The sequence below is a fragment of the Rhizobium sp. USDA 4016 genome, from assembly GCF_056279705.1.
In genome coordinates this window covers 79,382-101,023 of the sequence record NZ_JBWCCY010000002.1, presented here as the reverse complement: position 1 = coordinate 101,023, position 21,642 = coordinate 79,382, and the positions used below count along the sequence as shown (strand labels likewise).

16 protein-coding genes and 2 pseudogenes are annotated in these 21,642 nt (G+C 59.8%); 9 read left to right on the top strand and 9 right to left on the bottom strand.

Annotated elements, in window-relative coordinates:
- Positions 1-124: 124 nt before the first annotated feature.
- The 9 genes from ligD to ACZ9DP_RS01285 form a co-directional block, all read right to left on the bottom strand.
- Positions 125-1,174, bottom strand: coding sequence for a non-homologous end-joining DNA ligase (gene ligD / locus ACZ9DP_RS01325; RefSeq protein WP_476199832.1), 1,050 nt, complete (start codon positions 1,172-1,174; stop codon positions 125-127).
- 759 nt (positions 1,175-1,933) lie between these two features.
- On the bottom strand, positions 1,934-2,089 hold the full coding sequence (locus ACZ9DP_RS01320) for a hypothetical protein (protein ID WP_476199831.1): 156 nt from the start codon (positions 2,087-2,089) through the stop codon (positions 1,934-1,936).
- The gene (locus ACZ9DP_RS01315) at positions 2,083-3,156 is read right to left on the bottom strand and encodes a LacI family DNA-binding transcriptional regulator (protein WP_476199829.1); all 1,074 of its coding nucleotides are present in this window, start codon (positions 3,154-3,156) and stop codon (positions 2,083-2,085) included. The genes ACZ9DP_RS01320 and ACZ9DP_RS01315 overlap by 7 nt, the downstream gene beginning before the upstream one ends.
- A gap of 58 nt (positions 3,157-3,214) precedes the next feature.
- A complete protein-coding gene (locus ACZ9DP_RS01310) occupies positions 3,215-4,045 on the bottom strand; it encodes a DeoR/GlpR family DNA-binding transcription regulator (RefSeq protein WP_476199827.1) in 831 nt (276 codons plus the stop codon).
- A 132-nt stretch (positions 4,046-4,177) separates the two neighbouring features.
- Positions 4,178-4,600 (bottom strand): RidA family protein, encoded by a 423-nt coding sequence (locus ACZ9DP_RS01305; protein ID WP_047522366.1) that lies wholly within the window; start codon positions 4,598-4,600, stop codon positions 4,178-4,180.
- 32 nt (positions 4,601-4,632) lie between these two features.
- Positions 4,633-6,285: a hydantoinase B/oxoprolinase family protein gene (locus ACZ9DP_RS01300; RefSeq protein ID WP_476199826.1), complete on the bottom strand. Its 1,653-nt coding sequence runs from the start codon at positions 6,283-6,285 to the stop codon at positions 4,633-4,635.
- Positions 6,282-8,336, bottom strand: a complete 2,055-nt coding sequence (locus ACZ9DP_RS01295; protein WP_476199825.1) for a hydantoinase/oxoprolinase family protein — start codon at positions 8,334-8,336, stop codon at positions 6,282-6,284. Before ACZ9DP_RS01295 ends, ACZ9DP_RS01300 begins: the two co-directional genes overlap by 4 nt.
- 37 nt (positions 8,337-8,373) lie before the next feature.
- Complete coding sequence (locus tag ACZ9DP_RS01290) at positions 8,374-9,687, bottom strand: NAD(P)/FAD-dependent oxidoreductase (protein ID WP_476199823.1); 1,314 nt, start codon at positions 9,685-9,687, stop codon at positions 8,374-8,376.
- Positions 9,688-9,709: 22 nt separating this feature from the next.
- Positions 9,710-10,423 (bottom strand): SDR family NAD(P)-dependent oxidoreductase, encoded by a 714-nt coding sequence (locus tag ACZ9DP_RS01285; RefSeq protein WP_476199821.1) that lies wholly within the window; start codon positions 10,421-10,423, stop codon positions 9,710-9,712.
- Between the two features lie 275 nt (positions 10,424-10,698).
- On the opposite strand from ACZ9DP_RS01285, the gene ACZ9DP_RS01280 reads away from it, so the two are divergent.
- The 9 genes and pseudogenes from ACZ9DP_RS01280 (at position 10,699) to ACZ9DP_RS01240 (ending at position 21,638) form a co-directional block, all read left to right on the top strand.
- Positions 10,699-12,408, top strand: coding sequence for an ABC transporter ATP-binding protein (locus ACZ9DP_RS01280; RefSeq protein WP_476199819.1), 1,710 nt, complete (start codon positions 10,699-10,701; stop codon positions 12,406-12,408).
- A complete protein-coding gene (locus ACZ9DP_RS01275; protein WP_476199818.1) occupies positions 12,408-13,379 on the top strand; it encodes an ABC transporter permease in 972 nt (323 codons plus the stop codon). The genes ACZ9DP_RS01280 and ACZ9DP_RS01275 overlap by 1 nt, the downstream gene beginning before the upstream one ends.
- Entirely contained in the window at positions 13,376-14,203 is an 828-nt protein-coding gene (locus ACZ9DP_RS01270; protein ID WP_476199816.1) for an ABC transporter permease, read from the top strand. Before ACZ9DP_RS01275 ends, ACZ9DP_RS01270 begins: the two co-directional genes overlap by 4 nt.
- Positions 14,204-14,230: 27 nt before the next feature.
- Positions 14,231-15,760 (top strand): ABC transporter substrate-binding protein, encoded by a 1,530-nt coding sequence (locus ACZ9DP_RS01265; RefSeq protein WP_476199814.1) that lies wholly within the window; start codon positions 14,231-14,233, stop codon positions 15,758-15,760.
- Between the two features lie 964 nt (positions 15,761-16,724).
- A pseudogene (locus ACZ9DP_RS01260) lies at positions 16,725-18,181 on the top strand (ISKra4 family transposase).
- Positions 18,182-18,196: 15 nt separating this feature from the next.
- Positions 18,197-18,340: pseudogene (locus ACZ9DP_RS01255) on the top strand (IS1595 family transposase); the annotation flags it as partial.
- 128 nt (positions 18,341-18,468) lie between these two features.
- A complete protein-coding gene (locus ACZ9DP_RS01250; protein ID WP_476199812.1) occupies positions 18,469-19,404 on the top strand; it encodes a sugar-binding transcriptional regulator in 936 nt (311 codons plus the stop codon).
- A gap of 153 nt (positions 19,405-19,557) precedes the next feature.
- Positions 19,558-20,187 carry an SIS domain-containing protein gene (locus ACZ9DP_RS01245; RefSeq protein ID WP_476199810.1) on the top strand — a complete coding sequence of 210 codons (630 nt, stop codon included), beginning with the start codon at positions 19,558-19,560 and terminating at the stop codon, positions 20,185-20,187.
- Positions 20,187-21,638: a xylulokinase gene (locus ACZ9DP_RS01240; protein WP_476199808.1), complete on the top strand. Its 1,452-nt coding sequence runs from the start codon at positions 20,187-20,189 to the stop codon at positions 21,636-21,638. The genes ACZ9DP_RS01245 and ACZ9DP_RS01240 overlap by 1 nt, the downstream gene beginning before the upstream one ends.
- Positions 21,639-21,642: the final 4 nt, after the last annotated feature.

Sequence of the window (21,642 nt, the reverse complement as noted above, 5' to 3'; positions counted from 1 at the left end):
TCGGCGTCCTAGGCCCACTTCGCGACCCAGTTCCTGTCTTCCATGCGATTAAAGGTGGCACATGCTAGATATCTACTCCGCCGAGCTCGAATGGACGACAATCTAGCGTAGGGCGCTGATTTCGCTAGTCGAGCCGGAAGACGTCGGCATTGTCCTGGCGTTCTCGCAAACCCTTGTAGGACGGATGGCGAAGCTTACCGTCCGTCGTCCAGGCGCGAAACTCGATCTCGGCGATCAGGGTCGGTTCGACCCAGACAATATCGGCACGTCCGGAATAAGGCAGGGGCGGCTGCTTTCGCCTCCAGCGCAGCTTGTCCAGCATCTTCCGCAACCTGATGGCCTCGGCTTCCTTGAAGCCCGTGCCGACGCTACCGGCGTGGACGAGATCGCCTCCGCGATAGGCAGCAAGCACCAACGAGCCAAAGCCGGTAGGGGATGCCGATGACACCTCATAGCCGACGATGAAGAAAGCCTGGCTCTGGACGCATTTGACTTTCACCCAATCCCCGGTCCGGCCGGAACGATAGGGCCGATCGAGGTGCTTGCCGACGATGCCTTCCAGGCCGAGGCGGCAGTGCTCAAGCAAGACGGCTGGTTCGGCGTCGAGTGTTTCCGATAGGCGAATGGCACTGTCTTTGCTGGTCAACGTGTCATCGAGGAGATGCCGGCGCGATCGGTATTCGACACCGCGCAGATCGTGTCCGTCGAAATAGATGAGATCGAAAGCGTAGAAGATGGCGCCGGAGGCCCGGTTGCCAGCTTGTCTGCCGGATGCGCCGAGCGATTGCTGCAGCGGCCCGAAATCCGGCCGCCCCTCTTCGTCGAGCACCACGGCCTCGCCATCGATGATCATCGTCGCCGGCCCGAGCGCTTGGGCGGCCTCTACGATCGCCGGAAACCGGTGTGTCCAGTCATGGCCGCCGCGGGTGAGGATCCGGATACCCTGCGGCTCGATGTGAACAGCGAGGCGATAGCCATCCCATTTCAGCTCCCAGCTCCACTCGTCTCCCGTCGGCGGATGGGCCTTCAATTGCGCCAGCGCGGGCTCGACCCGCTCTGGCATGGGATCGAAAGGGAGCTGTGGCTGGGCCGGATTGCGCTTCCTGCGCGGCCGCGACCGGATCGGGGCCTCGGTATCACGAAGGAGGGGTTTTGATCTCGGAGGCTTCTCCATGGCGGCAGTCCAGCAGAAAAGTCTTAAAGACACTGTGAGATATCGATTTTTTCCCCGCAATCCACGCCGGAGAGGTGCGGGCGCTACGAAAAAAACTCAGAGTTCAAACTGCCGACCGGGCGGGGCGACGAGTTTGCCCATGGTGGCGGAACAGATCCGCGGGATAGAGCGAAGCAAGTTGCAACCCCGCGCGACATATTCGTGCCTGACCTTCACATCGATACGCTGAAGGTGAAGAGCAGGAATTTTCATTGATATTCAGTTGGAAAGCGGGTCGCTGGTTCACACCCTTTCAACACTGGTCCAAAGCTGGCCCGGGCGGATGTCGGGATCGGCTCAACGCTCCTACTTGTCGGCCTCGGCGGCTCGGCAGCGTTCGATCTGTCGCTCGATGAGACTTCTGAACTTTTTCAGCGACGAGATCTGAATATCAACCCGACTTATTTTGTCCTGAAGGCTTTGCTGGATCTTCTCGTGATCTGCCGATCCCTCCGTCAGGGGCGATCGACCGTCACCTCTAATGATCGACCGCCCGAGCGCGCCGGGCGGCCGATGATGATCTTCGTTACAGAGTGATGTTGATATATTCCGAGCCAGCAGCGCCCACGCCCTTGTAAGCGGTCACCTCGATTTCAACGCGGAAATCCGGGCTGCCGAGTGGCGGGCAGGTGACCGTCCTGCCCCGTGGGCGGCGACGGAAGCAACACGTCCTCCCTTCTTCATTGCAGCGATCGAAGCTGAGAGGGTTTGATGGGATTGTTACTGATTGAGTTCGAGTTGCGCCTGTTCTTCCGTCGGCACGCTTGGCCGATCGTAGTCAGCGACGATAGTGTCACGCCCCAACCGGGGCACCAGCCGTTTGAATGGATACACCCGAAGTCCTGATGCCGCATCGAAAACATCCGCCGTCACCATGCCGGTCTTTCTAGGTCAGGACTGAGCCGGTTCCTGCCGCTGCTTTCTCTTACCAGCAGCTCGTAACGCAATAATAGGGGTTTAGAGGTTTCCTTCTCCTCTCGCATCAGGCGAAGCAAGGTTTGTGCCCCTAAAAATCCGAGCTGCCTGCGCGGTACGGAAATCGTGGTCAGCGGCGGACTGAAGGCTTCACCGACCGGGTGATTGTCGAAGCCGATAAAAGCGATTTGTTCCGGTATTTCTATCCCGCTTTCCTTGGCCACCTGGATGGCGCCGAAGGCAAGTTCGTCACTGGCGCATAAGATGGCATCGGGCAGATGTCGTCTGCTGAGGATGCTCCGCATGGCCTCGCGTCCGGCGGAAATATCGAAGGAGGCGAGATGTTGCACCTCACTGTGTTCATGGAGGCCCGCTTGGCGCATCGCGTTTCGATAGCCTTGCGCGCGGGCGGAAAAAATCGAGCTCTGCTCCGGCCCCGCCAAGTGAACGATGCGGTTGCGGCCGAGAAAAAGGAGATACTGCGTCGCTTCAACTGCCGCCTTCTCATTGTCGATGCCGACGAAGGCAATCGCCGGGTTTGCGACAGGCCTGGAGATCGCGACGATCCTGCGAGTGTATTGCGGAAGCTCTCCCAGCTCGGATGGCAGGCGGCCGTTGAGAAGGATGAGACCATCGGCGGTTCCGGTCATCAGCTGCCGGGCAAGTGCAACTTCCCTTTCTTCGCTTCCTTTCGTGCTCCCGACGATGACGCCGATATTGTGTTCTTCGAGAGCCTCTTCGATCCCCAGTATGACGTCCGGATGGGAGAAAGCGGCAATGTTCGGAACAATGACGAGGATCTGGTTGGCTTTTCGGGATCGGAGCATGCGAGCATTATGGTTCGCAACGTAACCGCTCTCCTTGGCGATCTCTGCAATTCGCGCACGCGTTTGTGGAGTCACAGCAGGCGATCCCGAGAGGGCCCGACTGACGGTGGACGGATTGACGCCAGCGAGCCGGGCGATATCAACGATCGTAATGCTCGCCTTGGCTCTTGCCGCCTGTCCTTTGGCTTTTGGGAGGGTCACAGGCAGTCAGTGTCGCTGTTTGAAAGGACGTAACCGTTTCCCTGGTCGGCTCGTAACCTCATTCAGGCTCCTCCTGAGCCTCGTCGAGATAAGGCGCGATGATCAGGTCACTCACAACAGACGCGTATCTCACCCGTTCCTCGGCATTCAGACCCTCGTCCGTAATGATGCGGTTGATCCTTTCGATCGGGATCGTACGATAAATCGCCCTGCTACCGAACCGGCTGCTGTCGATCAAAAGCGTCGTTTCAACCGACGCGTTGATCATAGCGCGTTGTAGCTGCACCAGTTCCAGTGACGTGTCGCTTGCACACTCGGTGTCGACCGCTTGCGAGGATAGGAACAGATGATCGCAACGCAGTTCGCGAACGAAATTGATCGCCGTTTCCCCGAGCAGCGAATAGGCGCCCGGACGACAGATGCCACCCGGTACCACGAGCTTGATATGGTCTTTGTTCACAAGGACATCCGCAACATGTACATCGTTCGTCACGACCGTCAGCGGCGTCGTCAGTTCGGCGATGACATAGGCGAACTGATGCAGGGTCGAGCGTGAATCGATGAAAATGCTCTGCTCCGGCTGGAGGAGCTTTGCGGCTGCCACCGCGATGGCGCGTTTTTCCTCGACGGCCGTCTGACGCGCTTCATCGACGAGCTGCTCAAAGGTCGTGCTGCGACGAACGCGCACGGCTCCTCCATGCGTTCTCCTCACGACACCCTGAGATGCCAGGAAATCGAGATCGCGGCGGATAGTCGAGATGGAGGTGTTGAGGCGCTTGGCGAGATCCTGGCTCGAGGCGACCTGGTTTGAGGAAAACCATTCCATGATTTTCTCGCGCCGCTCGGCGGGCAAAAAGTCTTCCGATTGCGGTGTTTCCGTCTCAGCCAAGAGCAGACCCTCTTTCTTTCTCAATGGAGCGCGACCTTACAGAAACAGCAGGGAAACTGAAAGCAGGGGCGATCGACCGCCACCTCTAATCGTCGACCGCCCGAGCGCGCCGGGCGGCCGATGATGATCTCGTTACAGAGTGACGTTGATATATTCCGAGCCGGCAGCGCCCACGCCCTTGTAGGCGGTCACCTCGATTTCAACGCGGAAATCCGGACCGCCGAGTGGCGGGCAGGTGACCGTGCTGCAAGGGTCGATGCCTCGGAACTTTTCGCCCACATAGGCCATAACGGCGGGAGCATCGGCAACGTTCGGAATGACGACGCGCGAACGCACGACGTCGGCAAGAGTTGCGCCAACCGCTGCAAGGGCGCCCTCGATATTATGGAAGCACTGCTTGGCCTGTTCGACCGGGTCGGTCGACATCTCGCGGGTCTTGTAATTGCGTCCGGCGGTGTTGGACACAAACACCCAGTTGTCGACAGCGACAACGCGCGAATAGCTTTCCTTTTCCTCATAGAGGCTGCCGGATTTGACTTTGGTCACCTTTACCATGGGTAAGATCCTTCCTTTGTGGGATTAAACGATCAGGCGGTTGCCGCCCGATGAGGTTTTTGCTCGGCGCCGAGGCGGTAGATCCGTTCGGCAAATTCGGCCGTGATGCGCTCTTGCTTGATGTCGCGGCGAATGGCCTCCAGGGACCGGCCGGAGGGCTCGCCGTAACCGCCGCCGCCGGGGGTCACCAGCTCGACCACCTGTCCCGCCTTCAACTGCACGGTTCCCGGCAGGTTCTGCTGGCCGTTTCCGAAATCAAAATGCGAACCGGTGGCCTGCAGACCGCCTTCAAGTCCCCAGGGATAGACTGACAGCCGTCCACCCTCGACGCTGAACCGGCAATCGGCTTCGATGCGATAGACGCGCCGCAGCCCCATGCCGCCGCGCCATGTGCCGGCCCCTGCCGAGCCGTTGACGAGTTCATAACGCAGGAGCGTCAGAGGATATTCCAGCTCGAGCGCTTCGACCGGAAGGTTGGACGTATTCGTCATGTGGACATGGACGCCGCTCAGCCCGTCTGCCGTTGGACGCGCCCCGCCACCGCCGCCGATGGTCTCGAGATAGACCCAGAGCGAACCATCTTCACGTGTGCCAGTGAAGAGAGCCCCGGTGCAGGCACCATTGCCTGCGGCCGTCACCCTGCCGGGCAGAGCTTTCGCCAGTGCGCCCTGGACAAGGTCGGCAACGCGTTGGCAAGCGGCGATACGTCCGTCGACAGCTGCAGGGTGCTTGCAGTTGAGCAGCGATCCGTGTGGCGCCTCCACGCTGATCGGCCGCGACAGACCGGCGTTCGGCAGGATGGTCGGGTCGATGACCGCCTTGACGGCATAGTAGCAGGTCGCCAGCAGGGCCGTGTAAATGACGTTCAGCCCGGCGGGGACCTGCGGCGGCGCGTCGAAGGCGATGTGCATCGCATCGCCACTGATGGCGATGTCCACCTTGAGCTCCATGATATCGGAGAACTGGTTGCTGTCGAAGTAGTCCGTGAAGCTGTAGACACCGTCGGGAATGGCGGCGATGCCGGCGCGCATCTTGCGCTCTGCATAGTCCTGGAGGGCGTCGCCGGCCGCCAGAACGAGATCCGCGCCGTATTTCGTGCAGAGATCCTGCATGCGCTGGACACAGAGCCGGTTGGCTGACATCTGGGCGCGCAGGTCCGACAACCGCTCGTGCGGGACCTGGCAGTTCAGCAGGAACATGTCCTGCAGATCCTTCTGCAACTGGCCTTGGCGATAGAGCCGCACGGGCGGGATGCGCAGACCTTCCTGATAGATATGGGCATGGCCGCGGTCGGCGAAGTCGGCATGGTGAGCGGTGTTGACGGCCCATCCAACCATCGTCTCGCCATGAAAGATGGGTTCTGCGAGTACGATATCCGGCAGATGCGTTGCGCCGCCCTCGTAGGCGTCGTTGCCCATGAACACGTCGCCCGGCTTGATATCGTCGGCGGCGAAGCGCTTGTTGATATGCGGGATAATGCCGATGAAGCTGCCGAGGTGCATCGGAATGTGCTCGGCCTGGCACAGGGTGTTTCCGTGCCGGTCGAAGAGGGCGGTCGAGCAATCGCGCCGCTCCTTGATGTTGGTCGAGTAGCTGGCACGCACCAGCGCCTCGCCCATCTCCTCGACGATCGATGTCAACGCGCTGCCGATGACTTCCACGGTGATCGGATCGATCTTGCTCATGCCCGTGTCTCCAGAATGAGGTTGAGATAGGGGTCGACTGTCGCCTGCGTGTCCGGGAGGATGACGGTGGTGGTGTCCATCTGCTCGACGATCGCCGGACCGGCAATGCGGTTGCCTGGTTTCAGTTTTTCACGGGCATAGACAGGGCAGGGCAGGAAATCTTTGGCCTCATCCATATAGACCTGCCGGGAGCCGATGACGGCGCCGTCACAGGACGGGCCAGCATCCGGCAATGAGGCGAGCTCGGCCTTGTTGACGACACCGGCCGCCTCGAGCCGCAACGTCACGATCTGGATCGCCTCGCCCTCGGCGATGAAGCCGAAGCGCTGCAGATGGGCCTGCTCGAAGCCCTTGACCAGCGCGGCAAGGGTATCCGGGCCCACCGTGCCCGCGGGTACAGAGACCTGCAGTTCATAGTTCTGGCCGACATAACGCATGTCGGCGGTCCGATTGACGACACGCCGCCCGGCCTCGATGTCTTCCTGATCAAACCAGGCTCCGGCCTGGGCTTCGAGCGCTTGGAAACCGCTGATCATCGGCTCGACGGCGTTCTCATCGACCTTCATCAGGCGAGAGATGGCGAAATCGGAACGCAGATCGGTCAAAAGCAGGCCAAGGGCGCAGAGCGTGCCGGGCGTGAGCGGCACGATGATGCAGCTCATGTCGAGTTCCTTGGCGAGCCGAGCAGCGTGAAGAGGCCCCGCGCCGCCGAATGCCATCAGCGCGTAGTCGCGCGGATCATGGCCGCGTTGCACGCTGATCAGACGGATCGCCTTTGCCATGTTCGCCGTGACGACGGAAATGATACCCTGTGCCGTCTCCATCAGGCCAAGGCCGAGCTGATCGGCCAGGCGCTGCACGGCCTCGATCGCGAGATCGCGCCGGACCTTCATGCGTCCGCCGAGGATTTCGACCGGATTGAGGGTCTGCAGGACGATGTTCGCATCGGTGACGGTCGCCTCCGTATTGCCGCGTCCGTAGCAGACCGGTCCGGGATCTGCCCCTGCCGAGCGCGGACCGACCTTCAAAAGGCCGCCGCTGTCGACAAAGGCGATCGAGCCGCCGCCGGCCCCGACGGTGTGGATGTCCAGCATCGGCGCCTTGATCGGATAGCCATGTACGTTGGCCTCTCCGGTAAGCTTGCAGATGCCGCCCTGCAGCAGCGCCACGTCGCTCGACGTTCCGCCGACGTCAAAGGTGATGATATTGTCGAAGCCGGCCAGTCGTCCGACCGCTTGGGCCGCCACGACGCCGGTGCTCGGGCCGGAAAGGACGGTGCGGACCGGAAGCTGCGCGGCCATGTCAAAGCCGATGACGCCGCCGTTCGACTGGGTCAGCTGCGGGGCGACTGGCACGCCGAGCTCGCTCAAGCGCAGTTTGAGCCTGTCGATATAGCGCTGCATCACCGGACCAAGATAGGCATTCACGACCGTCGTCGACATGCGCTCGTATTCGCGAAACTCCGGTGCCACCTGATGCGAGGCACTGACGAAGACATCAGGCATTTCTTCGCGGAGGATGTCGACTACGCGCTGCTCGTGGGCGCTGTTTAAGAAGCCATAGAGGAAACAAACCGCGATTGCCTTGACGTCCTCCTCGGCGAGCGTACGCACGGCCGCGCGCAGCTTTTCCTCGTCGAGCGAGCGATCCGTCGAGCCATCGCATTTGAGACGTTCGGGAACTTCCTGCCGGCGGTCGCGGCTGACGAGGGTTTCCGGTTTCTCGGCGTTCATGTCGTAGAGGCTGGGGCGCTTCTGGCGACCAATCTCCAACAGGTCGCGGAAGCCATCGGTGGTGATCAGCCCGGTTGCGACGCCTTTCAGCTCGATCAGGGCGTTCGTGGCAACGGTGGTTCCGTGACCGAGAAAGGCCACATGTGCCGCGGTGCTGCCGACGGTCGCGAGCCCCTCCGAGACGCCGCTTGCAATTCCGCGTGAAGGATCGTCCGGTGTCGACGGTACCTTCCAGATGTCGAGCTTGCCGGTTTCGTCGTCGAACAGGCAGACGTCGGTGAACGTGCCTCCGGAATCAACTCCAATTCTCAATGCCATGTCTTCACCCTCTGTGGCCAAGGTTTTAGCGAGCGGATCAGGCTGCCTTGGTCTTCTTGAAACGATCGAAACGGAATGGCGCGGGATCAACGCAGGGCCGCGCGCCGGTGACGATGTCGGCCATCAGCTTTCCGGCACCGGGACCGATGCCGAACCCATGTCCGGAGAAGCCGCTGGAAATGAAGAAGCCGGGAATGCCGCCGACCGGAGAGATGACCGGAACCGCATCCGGCGTCACGTCGATCAAGCCGGCCCAGCTCTGCGTGATCCGGCTCTCGGCAAAGGCCGGAAATGCCTTGACCAGATGTGCAAGGCCCTCCCGGTTGAAGCGCTCGAAAGGTACGGGATCGAGAATACGCACCTGTTCGAAAGGCGTGATCTCGTCTGGAGCCCAGTTGCCGGGGGTCCGCCACTCTTCGATGAACCGATTGCCCACCCGAAGTTTCAGCTCGCGCCAGCTCTTGATAAGGGTTGGCACGAAGTCGGCAAACAGGCGGAAGCTGTCAGGCACGATGGGCGCGATATTGGCGTTGCGCATGGCAATCGAAAAACTGCCGTCCAATCGTCGTCGGAAAGAGAAATTGTCCGCGCCGACCGGCAGCTCGGGCACGCCTTCTACCGAGGTGGCCCGTGCCACGGAACCGAGGATCTTCAGCTGCGGAAAATCAATACCCATGTTTCCGCTGAAGAGCCGCGACCAGGCGCCGCCAGCCAGGATGACGGAGGAGCAGGCGATGCGTCCGCGTTCCGTGATCACGCCGCTGACCATGCCTGCCGAGCGTTCGATGGCCCGGACCGCACAGCCCGTCATCACGTGGGCACCAGCGCGGATGGCGCCGCGGGCAATCGCCGGCGCTGCCTTAAACGGTTCGGCACGGCCGTCGGTGGAGGTATGCAGGGCGGCAGTGAACCCTCCGGTCATGCCGGGCAGGTGCTGGCCCAATTCTTCGCTTCTAAGCAGTCTGGAATCGAGGCCGAAATCGCGCGCATGCACCAGCCAGGCCTCATATTCGGCCTCCTGGCGCGCGTTGCGGCAAAGATAGGCGATGCCGGTCTGCCGGAACCCGGTTTCCTCGCCGGTGCGCGCGTTCATACCCTTCCACAGAGAAAGGCTTTGGATGGCAAGAGGCAGTTCGGAGGGGTCACGACCCATCTGCCGCACCCAGCCCCAGTTGCGGCCCGACTGTTCGCCCGCGATGAGCCCTTTTTCGCAAACCGCAACGGATACACCGCGTTCGGCCAGCTCCAGCGCCGTCGAGACGCCGACGATTCCGCCGCCGATGACGACGACATCCACCTTTGCGGGCAGGGCCTGCGTGGAGGGGACGGCGTCGGGAATGATACGTGACATGGTTCTATCTCGCCGGCATTGATCAGAGCATGTCTTCGAGTCGGCAATTCACCAGCATCTCAGCCATTGCTGCATTGTTGGGAAGCTCGATTGCGGTGCGCACGAGCGAGGCCAGGGTTTCCGGCTGGATCATCTCATCAGGGATGACCTTGTTCGTGTAGGCGCTCATTTCGGTGCGCACGAAGCTCGGGCATATCGCTGTTGCTCGCACCCCCTTTTCCCAGGCGACATGGCGAGTCGTATGGGTCAGCCCCATCAGCGCGAACTTGGTCATGTTGTAGCCGACGAAGGCGTTTCTGACGCGCTTTCCGGACAGCGAGACGACGTTGATGATACGTCCGGCGCCCGTCGCTTCGAGGTGGGGCATGCAAAGACGGGTGAGGCGCAGTGGCGCTTTTACATTGACGGCCCAGAGCCGGTCGAGCGCCTCGTCGTTGTCGTCCATGAGCGACACGCGCTCGCCGAGGCCGGCATTGTTGACGAGTGCGTCAATCCTTTGAAATTTCGCGGCAGCAGCTGCCACCCATTGCTCTGCCGTTGCCGGATCGTAGGCATCGAAATGGGCATAGTGCAGCCGATCGTTTTCCGGGCCGAGCTGCGCCTCCAGCGCCTTGACGTCGCGGGCGCCGAGGCTGAGCCGATAACCATGTTCGACGAGTTCGCGGGCGATTGCGAGCCCAATGCCGCGGCTCGCCCCTGAAATCAGCGCCACGCGTGAGTGATGTTCTGGTGTCATTGTCCATTCCCCCTGGCGTGACTGCCCGGTCGCGCATTCGTTTGCATTGACGGTAAGCGGGCTTTTCATTTCTGACAAGCCGGAATTTGGTAGAAATCTCAAAAAAGCTTCAAAAACTTCCATCCAAGAAAAGTTTCTCCCGAAATACAAACGTATGCTTGACGGAGTTTGGCGCTTTGTGCCTTAATAATTCAAAATATGCGCATAAGCGCTCAAAAACTACGGGAACGGGCTCTCCGGCAATGGAGGGCAGAAATCGCAGATCGGATCGCGGTATGCCGGGTAGGGAAATTCTGAAAATCGACAATCTTTCCGTCGCCTTCAAGACGGGCGAGGGCCTGCGCGCCGCGGTCAACGGCGTGTCACTTTCGCTGACATCCGGTGAAATTCTGGGCCTCGTCGGCGAAAGCGGCAGCGGGAAAACCATCCTGTCGCTGGCTGCGATGGGCCTCCTGCCGCGCAATGCGGTCGTGACGAGCGGACGTGTCGACTTCGCCGGCGCGAATTTGTTGACAGCGCGGCCCGACGTTCTGCGAAAGCTGCGCGGCAAGCGCATCTCGATGATCTTTCAGGATCCGATGGCGTCTCTCGACCCGGTGTTTTCCTGCGGAAGCCAGATCATTGAGGCGATCCTGCTGCACGAGCGGGTGAACCGCCGGCAGGCAGGCGAACGTGCCCGCGATCTGCTGGCCCGAGTCGGGATCTCCGATCCGGCGCGCTGCATGCGCTCCTATCCTCACGAACTCTCGGGCGGACAGTGCCAGCGTGTCATGATCGCCATGGCGGTCGCCTGCAAGCCGGATGTCATCATCGCCGATGAGCCGACGACAGCCCTTGACGTTACGGTACAGAAGCAGGTGCTTGGTCTGCTGCGCAGCCTCAATCAGGAAATCGGCGCCGCCATTCTGCTCATCACGCATGATCTTGGGGTCATCTACGAGGTCGCTGACCGCGTTGCCGTCATCTACCGAGGTGATCTCATGGAGGAGGCCACTACAGGCGATCTCTTTGTGTCGCCGCGCAGCGCGTACACCAAGGCGCTGATCGCCTCGATGCCGTCTGTCTCCGCACCGAAGAGCCGTCTGCCCGTGATTGGCAGGGATGACCGCGGTGCGATCTCAAGTATCGTCGAGGCCCGATCGGCACCTAGGGTGCGACCTGCGTCGGAGCCGGAAGGCGCGACGCTACTCGACATCCGGAACCTGACAAAGACCTTCTGGACTCGTGAGAGCGCCCTTTCAGCGCCGCAGGCATTTAGCGCCGTCGACGACGTCAGTCTCGCGATCCAGGCCCGCTCGACGCTCGGTCTTGTCGGTGAATCGGGCTGCGGAAAATCGACCTTGTCTCGGCTCGTCATGCGTTTGATGGAACCGGACAGCGGCTCCATCGAATTTGAGGGTCGCGATCTCGTCTCGCTTGACCGCGATCGATTGCGTGCAGCGCGCCGCGACTTCGCCCTGGTGTTCCAGAACCCTTATGGCTCTCTCAATCCGCGACAGACGGTGACCGACCTTGTCGCCGCGCCGATCGACATCCACGAGAAAGGACGCGATCGTGAGGCAACGGTCGCGAAGCTCCTCGACGCCGTCGGTTTGCCCCGCGACGCCATGCGCCGTTATCCTCACGAGTTCTCGGGTGGCCAACGTCAGCGCATTGTCATCGCCCGCGCTCTTGCCCTCAACCCGAAGCTTTTGATTTGCGACGAGGCCGTCTCGGCACTGGATGTGTCCGTTCAGGCGCAAGTCCTCAACCTGCTGCAGGATCTGCAGGACGAATTCGACCTGACTTACCTGTTCATCTCGCATGACATGTCCGTAGTCCGCCACGTCAGCGACACGATCGCAGTGATGCAGAAAGGCAAGATCGTCGAAACCGGCCCTGCCGCAGACGTTTTCGACAATCCCAAGGCTGAATACACCCGTACGCTTCTCAGCGCCGTGCCGAAGATCGGCACCGTGCAGCTAACCGCTCTGGAGGCGCGTTGATGGAGACCCTATCGACCTTTGTCATCACGCTGGGATCAAGGCTCATTACGGCGCTGGTCCAGCTATGGGTCATCGCGACCCTCGTATTTTCCATCATGTACATCATGCCAGGCGATCCGGTTCTGTTGCTGCTGGGGCCAGAGAGCAATCCCTCACCAGAAACAGTTGCCGCGATGCGTCAGCAGCTGGGCCTCGACCAGCCCGTCCTGTCCCAATATCTCAAATGGCTCGGCAATGCCGCCACCGGCGATCTCGGCAACTCTCTCGATGGCGTTCCGGTCGTCGAGTACGTGACCTCCAGCCTTCCCAAGACCACTGAGCTTGCCAGTGCTGCGATCGTCCTTGCGGCCATCATCGGCGTGCCGGTCGGCATTGCGGCCGCCCTGCGACGCGGTCGTTTTCTCGACGGTCTTTTGACGTCGCTCTCGACACTCGGCATTTCAGTGCCTGTCTATATTCTCGGGTCGCTTCTTATTCTGCTGCTGAGCCTCAAGCTCGGATGGCTTCCTTCGAGCGGCTACACCGACATTTCCCGAAACGCCTTCCTGCATTTTCAGAAGCTGACCTTACCGGCAGTTACTCTCGGCCTCGGGCTCGCCGCTTCGATCGCCCGCATGACGCGCTCTTCGATGTTAGAGATCCTGGGTCGTGATTTTGTGCGGTCTCTGCGGGCGAGGGGAATGCGCGAACGCCGCGTGATCTGGCTTCACGTCCTTCGCAATGCGGCGATCCCGATCGTCACGATCATCGGTCTGCAACTTGGCAACCTGATGGGTGGCACAGTCCTGGTCGAGGCCCTCTTCAACTGGCCGGGATTGAGCACTCTTCTCGTCACGGCCGTTTCGAACCGCAACTATCCCTTGGTCCAGGGAAGTATCCTGACCATCGCGGCACTGTTCATCCTGATTAATCTGTGCGTCGACATCCTCTACAGCCTGCTCGATCCACGCATCCGCCGGAAACGCGCATGAAGACGACCTTTCTTTTTCGCCGACCGCTCGTTGCCTCCAGTCTGCTTGTCGTGACGGCGGTACTCACGATTGCACTGGCCGGGCCTCTTCTCGCCCCGCACGATCCGCTTGCCATCAACCAGAACGCGGTCAACCAGGCGAGTTCGACGCAATACCTGCTCGGCACCGACGAGTTCGGCCGCGATATCTTATCGCGTCTCCTTGTCGGCATCCGTCCGACGATCCTGGTGGCGGTCATCTCTACCATCATCGCCGCGATTGGCGGCACGGCTTGCGGCATCGTCGGCGCCTACAGCCGGCCGGTATTCGCCTTCTTCATCATGCGCGGCGTCGATATCATGCTGAGCTTCCCGGCAATCCTGCTGGCTTTGCTGGCCGTCGGCTTCTGGCGCAGCGGCGTCGTGAGCCTCAGTGTTGTCATCGGCATCATCTTCATCCCGCAGTTTGCGCGCGTTGCGCAATCGGCGGCCCTCCAGGTGATCAGGCAGGAATTCGTCGAAGCCGAGCACGCCATGGGCGCGCGATATCTTCGCGTCGTCTTGCGGGCGATCCTGCCCAATATTCTATCGCCACTGGTTGTTCAGGCAACATTGACGATCGCCGCGGCGATCCTGCTCGAATCCGGCCTGAGTTTTCTCGGTCTCGGCATCGTGCCACCCGAACCATCATGGGGGCAGATGATCGGGACGGCGCGCGGCTATCTCAGCCAGAATCCCATGTATGTTGTCTGGCCCTCCGTGTGCCTCGCGCTCACTGTTCTCGCCATCAACGTCCTCGGCGATGCGCTTCGTGACCATCTCGATCCGAGACTTCGCGAAAACTGACAATCTTCAACAAAGAAAGGGAACATCATGAAGAGAATTCTCCAAATGGCTCTCGCTGCGAGCCTTCTGGGTCTGACCGCGACCAGTGCGCTCGCAGGCGGCACCCTCTACTTCGGCCTTTCGGGAGAGCCGTCGACCCTCGATACAGTAATCCAGCCCGGTACATCCGGCCGCACAGTCAAGCTGGCGATCCATCGCGGACTTGTAAATTATGGTGTCGACGGAAAGATCACACCGGAGCTTGCCGAAAGCTACGACGTCAGCCCCGACGCAAAGGAATTCACCTTCCATCTGCGAAAGGCCACCTTCCATGATGGTTCTCCCGTAACCGCTGCCGATGTGAAAGCCTCTCTGGAGAGAATTCTCGACCCTAAGGGAAAAGCCGCCTTCCGCAACGAGCTTTCGATCACTTCTAAGATCGAAACGCCGGACGAAAAGACCGTGGAGCTGACCCTTTCGAGCCCATCGGTTGCGCTCGTCGACTATCTTGCACTGCCAGAATCCGTCATCGTGCCGGCGGCGTGGCTCGCAAAGAATGCCGATAATCCGACCGCCTCGCCGATCGGTGCCGGCCCCTTTAAATTCGCCGGCTGGACGCGCGGGCGAGAGATCGTCGTCGAAAAATATGACGGCTACTACAAGCCCGGCAAACCGGATTTGGACGAGGTCCACTACGTCTTCTACAGCGATGAGAATACGCGCGTGAACGCGCTGAAATCGGGAGACGTCGACATCATCGACTATGTTCCGGCCAAGGACGCTGCCGATCTTGAAAAAGGGCCTGACACGGAGCTTTTGAGGAACACCGGTCCCTTCATGGGACTGCAGTTCAATACGAAGTTCGAACCGTTTTCGAAGCCGGAAGTTCGCCAGGCGATCGCCTATGCCGTCGACCGCAGTGTGATCATCAATACCGCCTTCAACGGCCTGGGCAGCCCGATTTACGGTATCGCCATTCCGAAAGGTTACATGGGCTATTCCGAAGCCAAGGCAAACTATTTCTCGCATGACATCGAGAAGGCCAAGGCACTGCTTGCCAAGGCCGGATACCCAAACGGCTTCGAGGCGCGACTGCTCGCGTCGTCGCAATACAGTTTCCATCAGAATACGGCGGTCGCCATTCAGTCCGAGCTTGCAAAAATCGGCATCAAGGTAAACCTTGACCTCCCGGACTGGGCGAGCCGCATGGCCAAGGCGACTGCTGCTGATTACGATTTTACTGTGCTCGGCAGCCTTGGCGAGATTACCGATGCCGACTGGCTGAGCAATTACTATTACGGCGGCGACAAGCTCGTCCGGACCAACAATTCCCCGTACTTCAACGATCCGCAGATCAACGAACTGCTCGACAAAGGCAGGGCAACCATAAACAAGGACGAGAGGGCGAAAGTCTACGATGCCTTCGTCGACAGAGCGCTCGAATTGTCGCCGCTCGTCTACTTCATGTGGCGCGAACAGAACTACGCCGTCAGGAAGGGCGTGACCGGTTTTACCAACATGCCCGGCTTCCTGACATTCCAGTCAGGTCTCAGCATCGAGAACACCAAGATTGAATGATAGGAAAGGCTGCCGGACGCGATAGGCGTTCGGCAGCTCCGCATCTGCGGCGGTGCATCACGATCGATGTACGTTGTGGGAGAATAACGTTTCCCGAGAAGGGTGGCGGGTGACTGAGATCATCTCCGCACATGCTCCGACTACAATTCTCTAACCCAGAGGCGTCGCAGGTTCGAAACTTATCAGTGGGCCGCCGGCACGGAGTTTTCACTGAAAATTATCGGTCGCCACAGGGGCAGCGGTTCGATTCCTTTCAAGGCGATCAATTCAGCAAGGCAGCTTTCAGTCCGAGCCGGGCAATGTGGCCAGTCGACTCGCGAGCGCCGGGTGCGTGTTTTCCAAGAGACAAAGCCCCGCGATGCGACGGTGGTGTCGTGATAACGCTGCAGCAAGGCGGTACTATTGCCTAATGCTGTCTAATCGCGCCAAGTCGAACTAACGCATACCCCGCGCCTCCAATTTGAATTAAAAGGTCTGCTCTCATTTCCCCGTCGGTGACGACCTTGATTTTGGTCCATTTGTCTATCTTGGTATCGAGTGGGAGAGGCAAGCCTTCGCGCAGCAAGAGGGTAAGCTCAGGTGCTCTTTCCGACTTATAGATGCAAATCCTCATCGCACGGCGCTCTAACTGCACAGATTTGTGACAGTTATATTGCAGTGCGTTATTAACTATTGCAATGCCACAAAAACTTTCTCCGCAAATGTCGCCTTGCGGAGGAGAAAAGCCCTGACTGAGTCATTTGTTGTCTATGGGCATCGGGCTTAGGATCTATCCCGATCGAAGAAAGCGCACGGCGGCGATGTTTGCAATCAGCGCAGGCAAAAGCGCGGCCACAAAACGGAGATCGCAACGTTGTCAAGCTGAGCTGCGCCGGCAGTGCCGAGACCGGTAATTTATCCGGGGTCGAAACGGGTTGTTAGGCTTGAGCAGTCCATCAGTGTCGCTTTGTCCGGAGAGAAGGCAATGGCAGTGGAATGGACGATTACGATCGAGGGCAGGAATGAATTCGGCGACATCTGCCGGAAAGAGGTCCGCATCGACAAGAGCTGGGAACGTCTGTTTGACGGCGACATCGGCTTGTCGATCGATGACGGCAAGAAGATCATGGCGGCGTTGCAGAGCGCGGCCGTAAACCATGAGGCGGAAACCTATTCCCTTTTTCGTCGGGTCTGTCCAGATTGCCACACGTTCCGGCCAGTTAAGGATTATACGAGGCGCCGGATCCGAACTGTTTTTGGGACGGTGGAAGTGCGCAATCCCCGCTGGATGCTGTGCCGGGATTGCAATCCGGGTATGGTCGTTGGGTTCGCGCCGCTGAAGGAGTTCTGCGCAGATCGGGCAACGCCCGAACTGATGGAACTGACAGCGCGGATAGGAAGCATGATGCCGTACAGGCAGGCAGCGAAGATGCTGGCCGAGTTCTTGCCCGTCGAGCCGACCGAGAGGCATGCAACCGTGCGCAAGCGCACCATCAGGATCGGTGAGCGGTTGGACGCGGCAGATGCAGGAGAAGAACGTCGCGCAAGGAGTCAAGCGAACGAACGACGCCAGCTTGAAATGCAGTTGCCCGGTGATCGCCGCAAAGAGTTCGTCATTAGTATCGACACAGCGCATGTTCGCAGCGCCGATCCCAATCAGCTCGAAGCTTCGAGCTCGTCGTGGCCAGATGTGGTCGCGGCGGTCGGGGCGAAAGGGGCGGACGCTATTTCGTTACTGGCAGCACCGACCAATCGGCGATCCGGGACCGAGCGCTCTACACTCTCCAGCGAGAAGGGTATTGCGGCTTTGGCGACGTCACCGTGATCTCGGATGGCGCTGAAATTCTGAAACGCCTGCCACGCGCCATGCCGAAGCCTACCACCCACATCATTGACTGGTTCCACATCGCCATGAAGATCCACCCCATGCAGCAAATCGCCGATCACATCGTTCGATCCGATTCGGGCCTTTTTGACGCGCTCCCCTCCATCGACAAGGACATCAGAGCTGTGAAGTGGCGTCTGTGGCACGGACACGTCGATCGCGCAATCCGCGACCTGGAACGGCTTTTGACGAAACTGAAGGATTGGCAAGGAGAATGCCCGCTTTCGGTTGTACGGCTTCATAGCCTGGGTTCTCAGATCCTGACCTATGTCCATTCAAATCGCGGTGCGATTGTCAATTATGGCAAGCGCTATCGGGCCGGCCTTCGCGTCGCCTCGACCCGAGCCGAGTCGGCCGTGAACTCACTCGTCGGCAAGCGGATGGTCAAGAAACAACAAATGCGCTGGTCCTCCAAGGGTGCCCACCTGCTAATGCAGGTCCGCACGGCAGATCTAAACGGCGAGCTTCGCGATCGACTGCGTGCACAATTCAGGCAGCCAGAGCCGAACGTGCCACCACTCTTCAAACCCAAACCACCCCTCCTGCGCGCCGCTTAACCCCATTGAAGTTACCGGTCTCGCATGAAAACCCTTTGGTCACGGGTGCCTCCCGCACTGCAGTTATTGCAAGTGTTCCGTGCTGCCACCGGCCGCCAAATGCGCAGAAGCCCCGACGGCGGCATCACCATCAAATCGGCCGTGGCTGTCTTTGGTTGATAAAGGCCGCGTACGATTTCGCACTCCTCTTGTTCCGCCCCCAATGTTCATGGGCCGACTTGCCAGCTCTCTGTTTCTGTCACATATGAGCAAAACAAGCCTCAAATGTGCATCAAACAGGAGTTCACATGGCTCGCCGTCCCCTTCAGCGCGTGCAAGCAGCCCTCGTCGCACGACGTTTCTACGTCCATAATCACAGCAAATCACAGATTGCGGATGAACTCGGGATCTCCCGGTTTAAAGTCGCGCGTCTGATTGACACCGCCATCGATGAGGGGATTATCAAATTCGTCATCAACGACCAGGGCGGTCTTAATACGGAATTGGCAGAAGCTGTCCGCCATAAATTCGGGCTCAAAGCAGTGCTCGTTCTTGACGGTCCAGACCTGCCTGCGAGTGCCCTGGTCGAGCCGATAGGACTGCTCGCGGCGGAACTCCTCGAGGAGACCCTTGTCGATGGACAGCTTCTAGGCGTCGCATGGGGAAGAACACTTGCTGCGACCGCTCGGGCGTTGACACAGCTTCCCAAGGTTGACGTCATACAGGCGGCAGGAAGTCCAAACGGGCTAGAATACTCCCAAAATCCGGTCGAACTCGTTCACCGTTTTGCGCGTGCGAGCGGCGGTGTCGCCTATCCCGTATACGGGCCGATGTGGGCGGAAGATCTGCAGCTTATAAGAAAGTTGCGGGAGGAGTCTTCAATCTCCGCGGTTGTTTCCCGATACGACAACATCGACGTTCTCGTTGTGGGCATCGGATCGTGGAACCCTGCGGAATCTTGCCTCTGTTCGGGCTTTCCGGATGCTTGGCGAGAAGCTGCGCTTTCCAATGGCGTATGCGCCGATCTCTGCGCGACGTTGATCGACTTCAATGGCAACGCCGTTGCGAATATGCTTGACGACATGGGTCTGAGCATAAGCACCCAACAGCTACGCAAAATTCCGGAAGTGATCGGAATCGGTGGCGGCGAAGAAAAAGCAGAGGCGATTGCTGCGGTTCTTCGAGGGGGCTGGCTTCGGGTCTTGGTGACCGACGCCGGGGTGGCGAGGAAGCTGATTTCCTGAGATTTTTCGGCATAGTCTGGGATTTTTGCAACGCAACATGAAGCCCAGGCAGAAAACGTAAATGCCACTTACCGCTCAAATGAGCACAGCAGTGCTCACTTGACGATCTTGTGAAGCTATTTTATGTGTTTCTCAACAACTAGGGAGACCATCATGCAGGCAGACCAAGAGTGGCTTGAAAGGGCAAGAAGCGTCATCCGTTCAGATGCCAACGCAATTTTGGGGGCGCTAAACGGCGTTGATCAAAGTTTTCTCGCTGTGGCTAAGCTCCTCGCAACATGCGCAGGCAAAGTCCTCGTCACCGGAAGCGGAACATCGGGGGCCATCGCCAGCCGTGCCGCTCATCTCCTCTCCGTCGGTGGAACGCCTGCCTTTCACCTGCCGCCATCCGACGGGCTGCATGGCGGACTCGGTGTGCTTCAGCCGCAGGACATCGTGCTTGCCCTGTCGAAAGGTGGAAGCTCAGCCGAATTGAACGAGTTCTGTACCCGGGCGAGAACGCTCTGTGGTTCCCTTGTCTCCATTACAGCTTCGCCCGAAAGCGAGTTGGCCCTAATGTCTGACCATGTCATTCGGCTCACGCTACCAGAGGGTACTGATCTCGGGTCCGTTGTCGCCACGGGTAGTTCGCTTGCCTCCGCAGCGGTCACCGACGCTCTCGTTGAAGTCTGCCGTATCGCTCGTGGTTACGGCTGGGACAAGATCTTGTTCACGCATCCCTCCGGTGCTGTCGGACGTGACTCGGAAGAGAGCCTCAAACGGCTGGTCCAGCCTGGAGCCTGATGGACATGCAACGCGATCTCGTCGCCGGTGTTGATTCCTCCACGCAGTCCTGCACAGTCATGCTGCGTCGGTTGAGCGATGGTGCAGTCGTAGCTGAGGCGCGTGCAGCCCACCCCCCCACCACGCCACCGGTAAGCGAACAGTCACCGGAGTCATGGTGGTCTGCCCTCAGCGAGGCCTTGTATCAGATTCGTCCATATCTCGGCAGGGTCGCTGCAATATCGGTTGGAGGGCAGGGGCACGGCCTCGTACTTCTCGGCAACGACGGCCTGTCGCTTCGTCCCGCGAAACTTTGGAACGACACGGAGGCCGCCCCCGATGCGACCGCGCTTATTGGAAAGCTGAGTGCGCAAGAATGGGCGGACCGAACAGGCTCCGTCCCGGCCGCGGCGTTGACCGTATCAAAGCTCGCTTGGACTGAACGCACACACCCGGGTCTAATTTCAAAAGCCCGTCACATTCTCCTTCCATCCGATTACCTAATTTACAGGCTTGGCGGACGCGCCGTCACGGAACGCGGCGTTGCCTCTGGGACCGGATACTTTAATCCGTTCAGCAATCAATGGGATCACGCCTTGGCGAGACTGGCGGTCGACGGGATCGATTGGGACAGAGTCCTGCCAGACATCACTGGATCCAGCGACCGTGCCGGGGTCGTCGGCACTTCAACTCAACTTGGCGAACTCAGCGGTGCAGTGGTCGGCGCAGGTACTGGTGACAACATGACCGCTGCACTGGGGATGGGCGTTCGCGAGGGCGATACGGTGATCTCGCTGGGCACCAGCGGGACGATCTACGGGATTACGAGGTCCGGCATTCGCGACGGGACCGGGGCCATCAACGGCTATGCGGACGCGACCGAAGCCTTCATGCCGATGGTTACCACGTTGAATTCTGCCAAGGTTACTGACGCGTTCCGGCGCATCCTCGGAATCGCTGTCGACGAGTTCGACCGCGTGGCAATCGATTGTCCGGCGGGGGCAGGTGGCCTGACATTGGTGCCCTATCTCGACGGCGAGCGTACGCCGGACCTTCCAGAAGCAACGGGTTTTCTAACCGGGATCCGTAGTGACGTTACGCCGGGACAGGTGGCGCGTGCGGCTGTAGAGGGGGTACTATGCGGCCTACTTGAAGGCGGCGACCTTTTGCAACGTGCCGGGCTTGATGGCGATGGCCGCCTGATAGTCACGGGAGGCGCTTCGCGTTCTAAGGCATACCGCCAGACGCTCGCAAATCTCACAGGGAGGCAGGTTTGGACTTGTCCGCTCGTGGAATCTGCAGCAGCGGGAGCCGCGGTCCAAGCCGCTGCGGCACTGATGAACGCATCGGCTCAGGAGGTAGCGGCAGCTTGGGCTCCGCCCCTGGATGTCGTCGCAGAACCCGAGAGTGATGCTTTCGGCAACGCTGAGCAGATCAGAGAAAATTATCGCAAGGCATGTTCGCGGGCTTAATCGC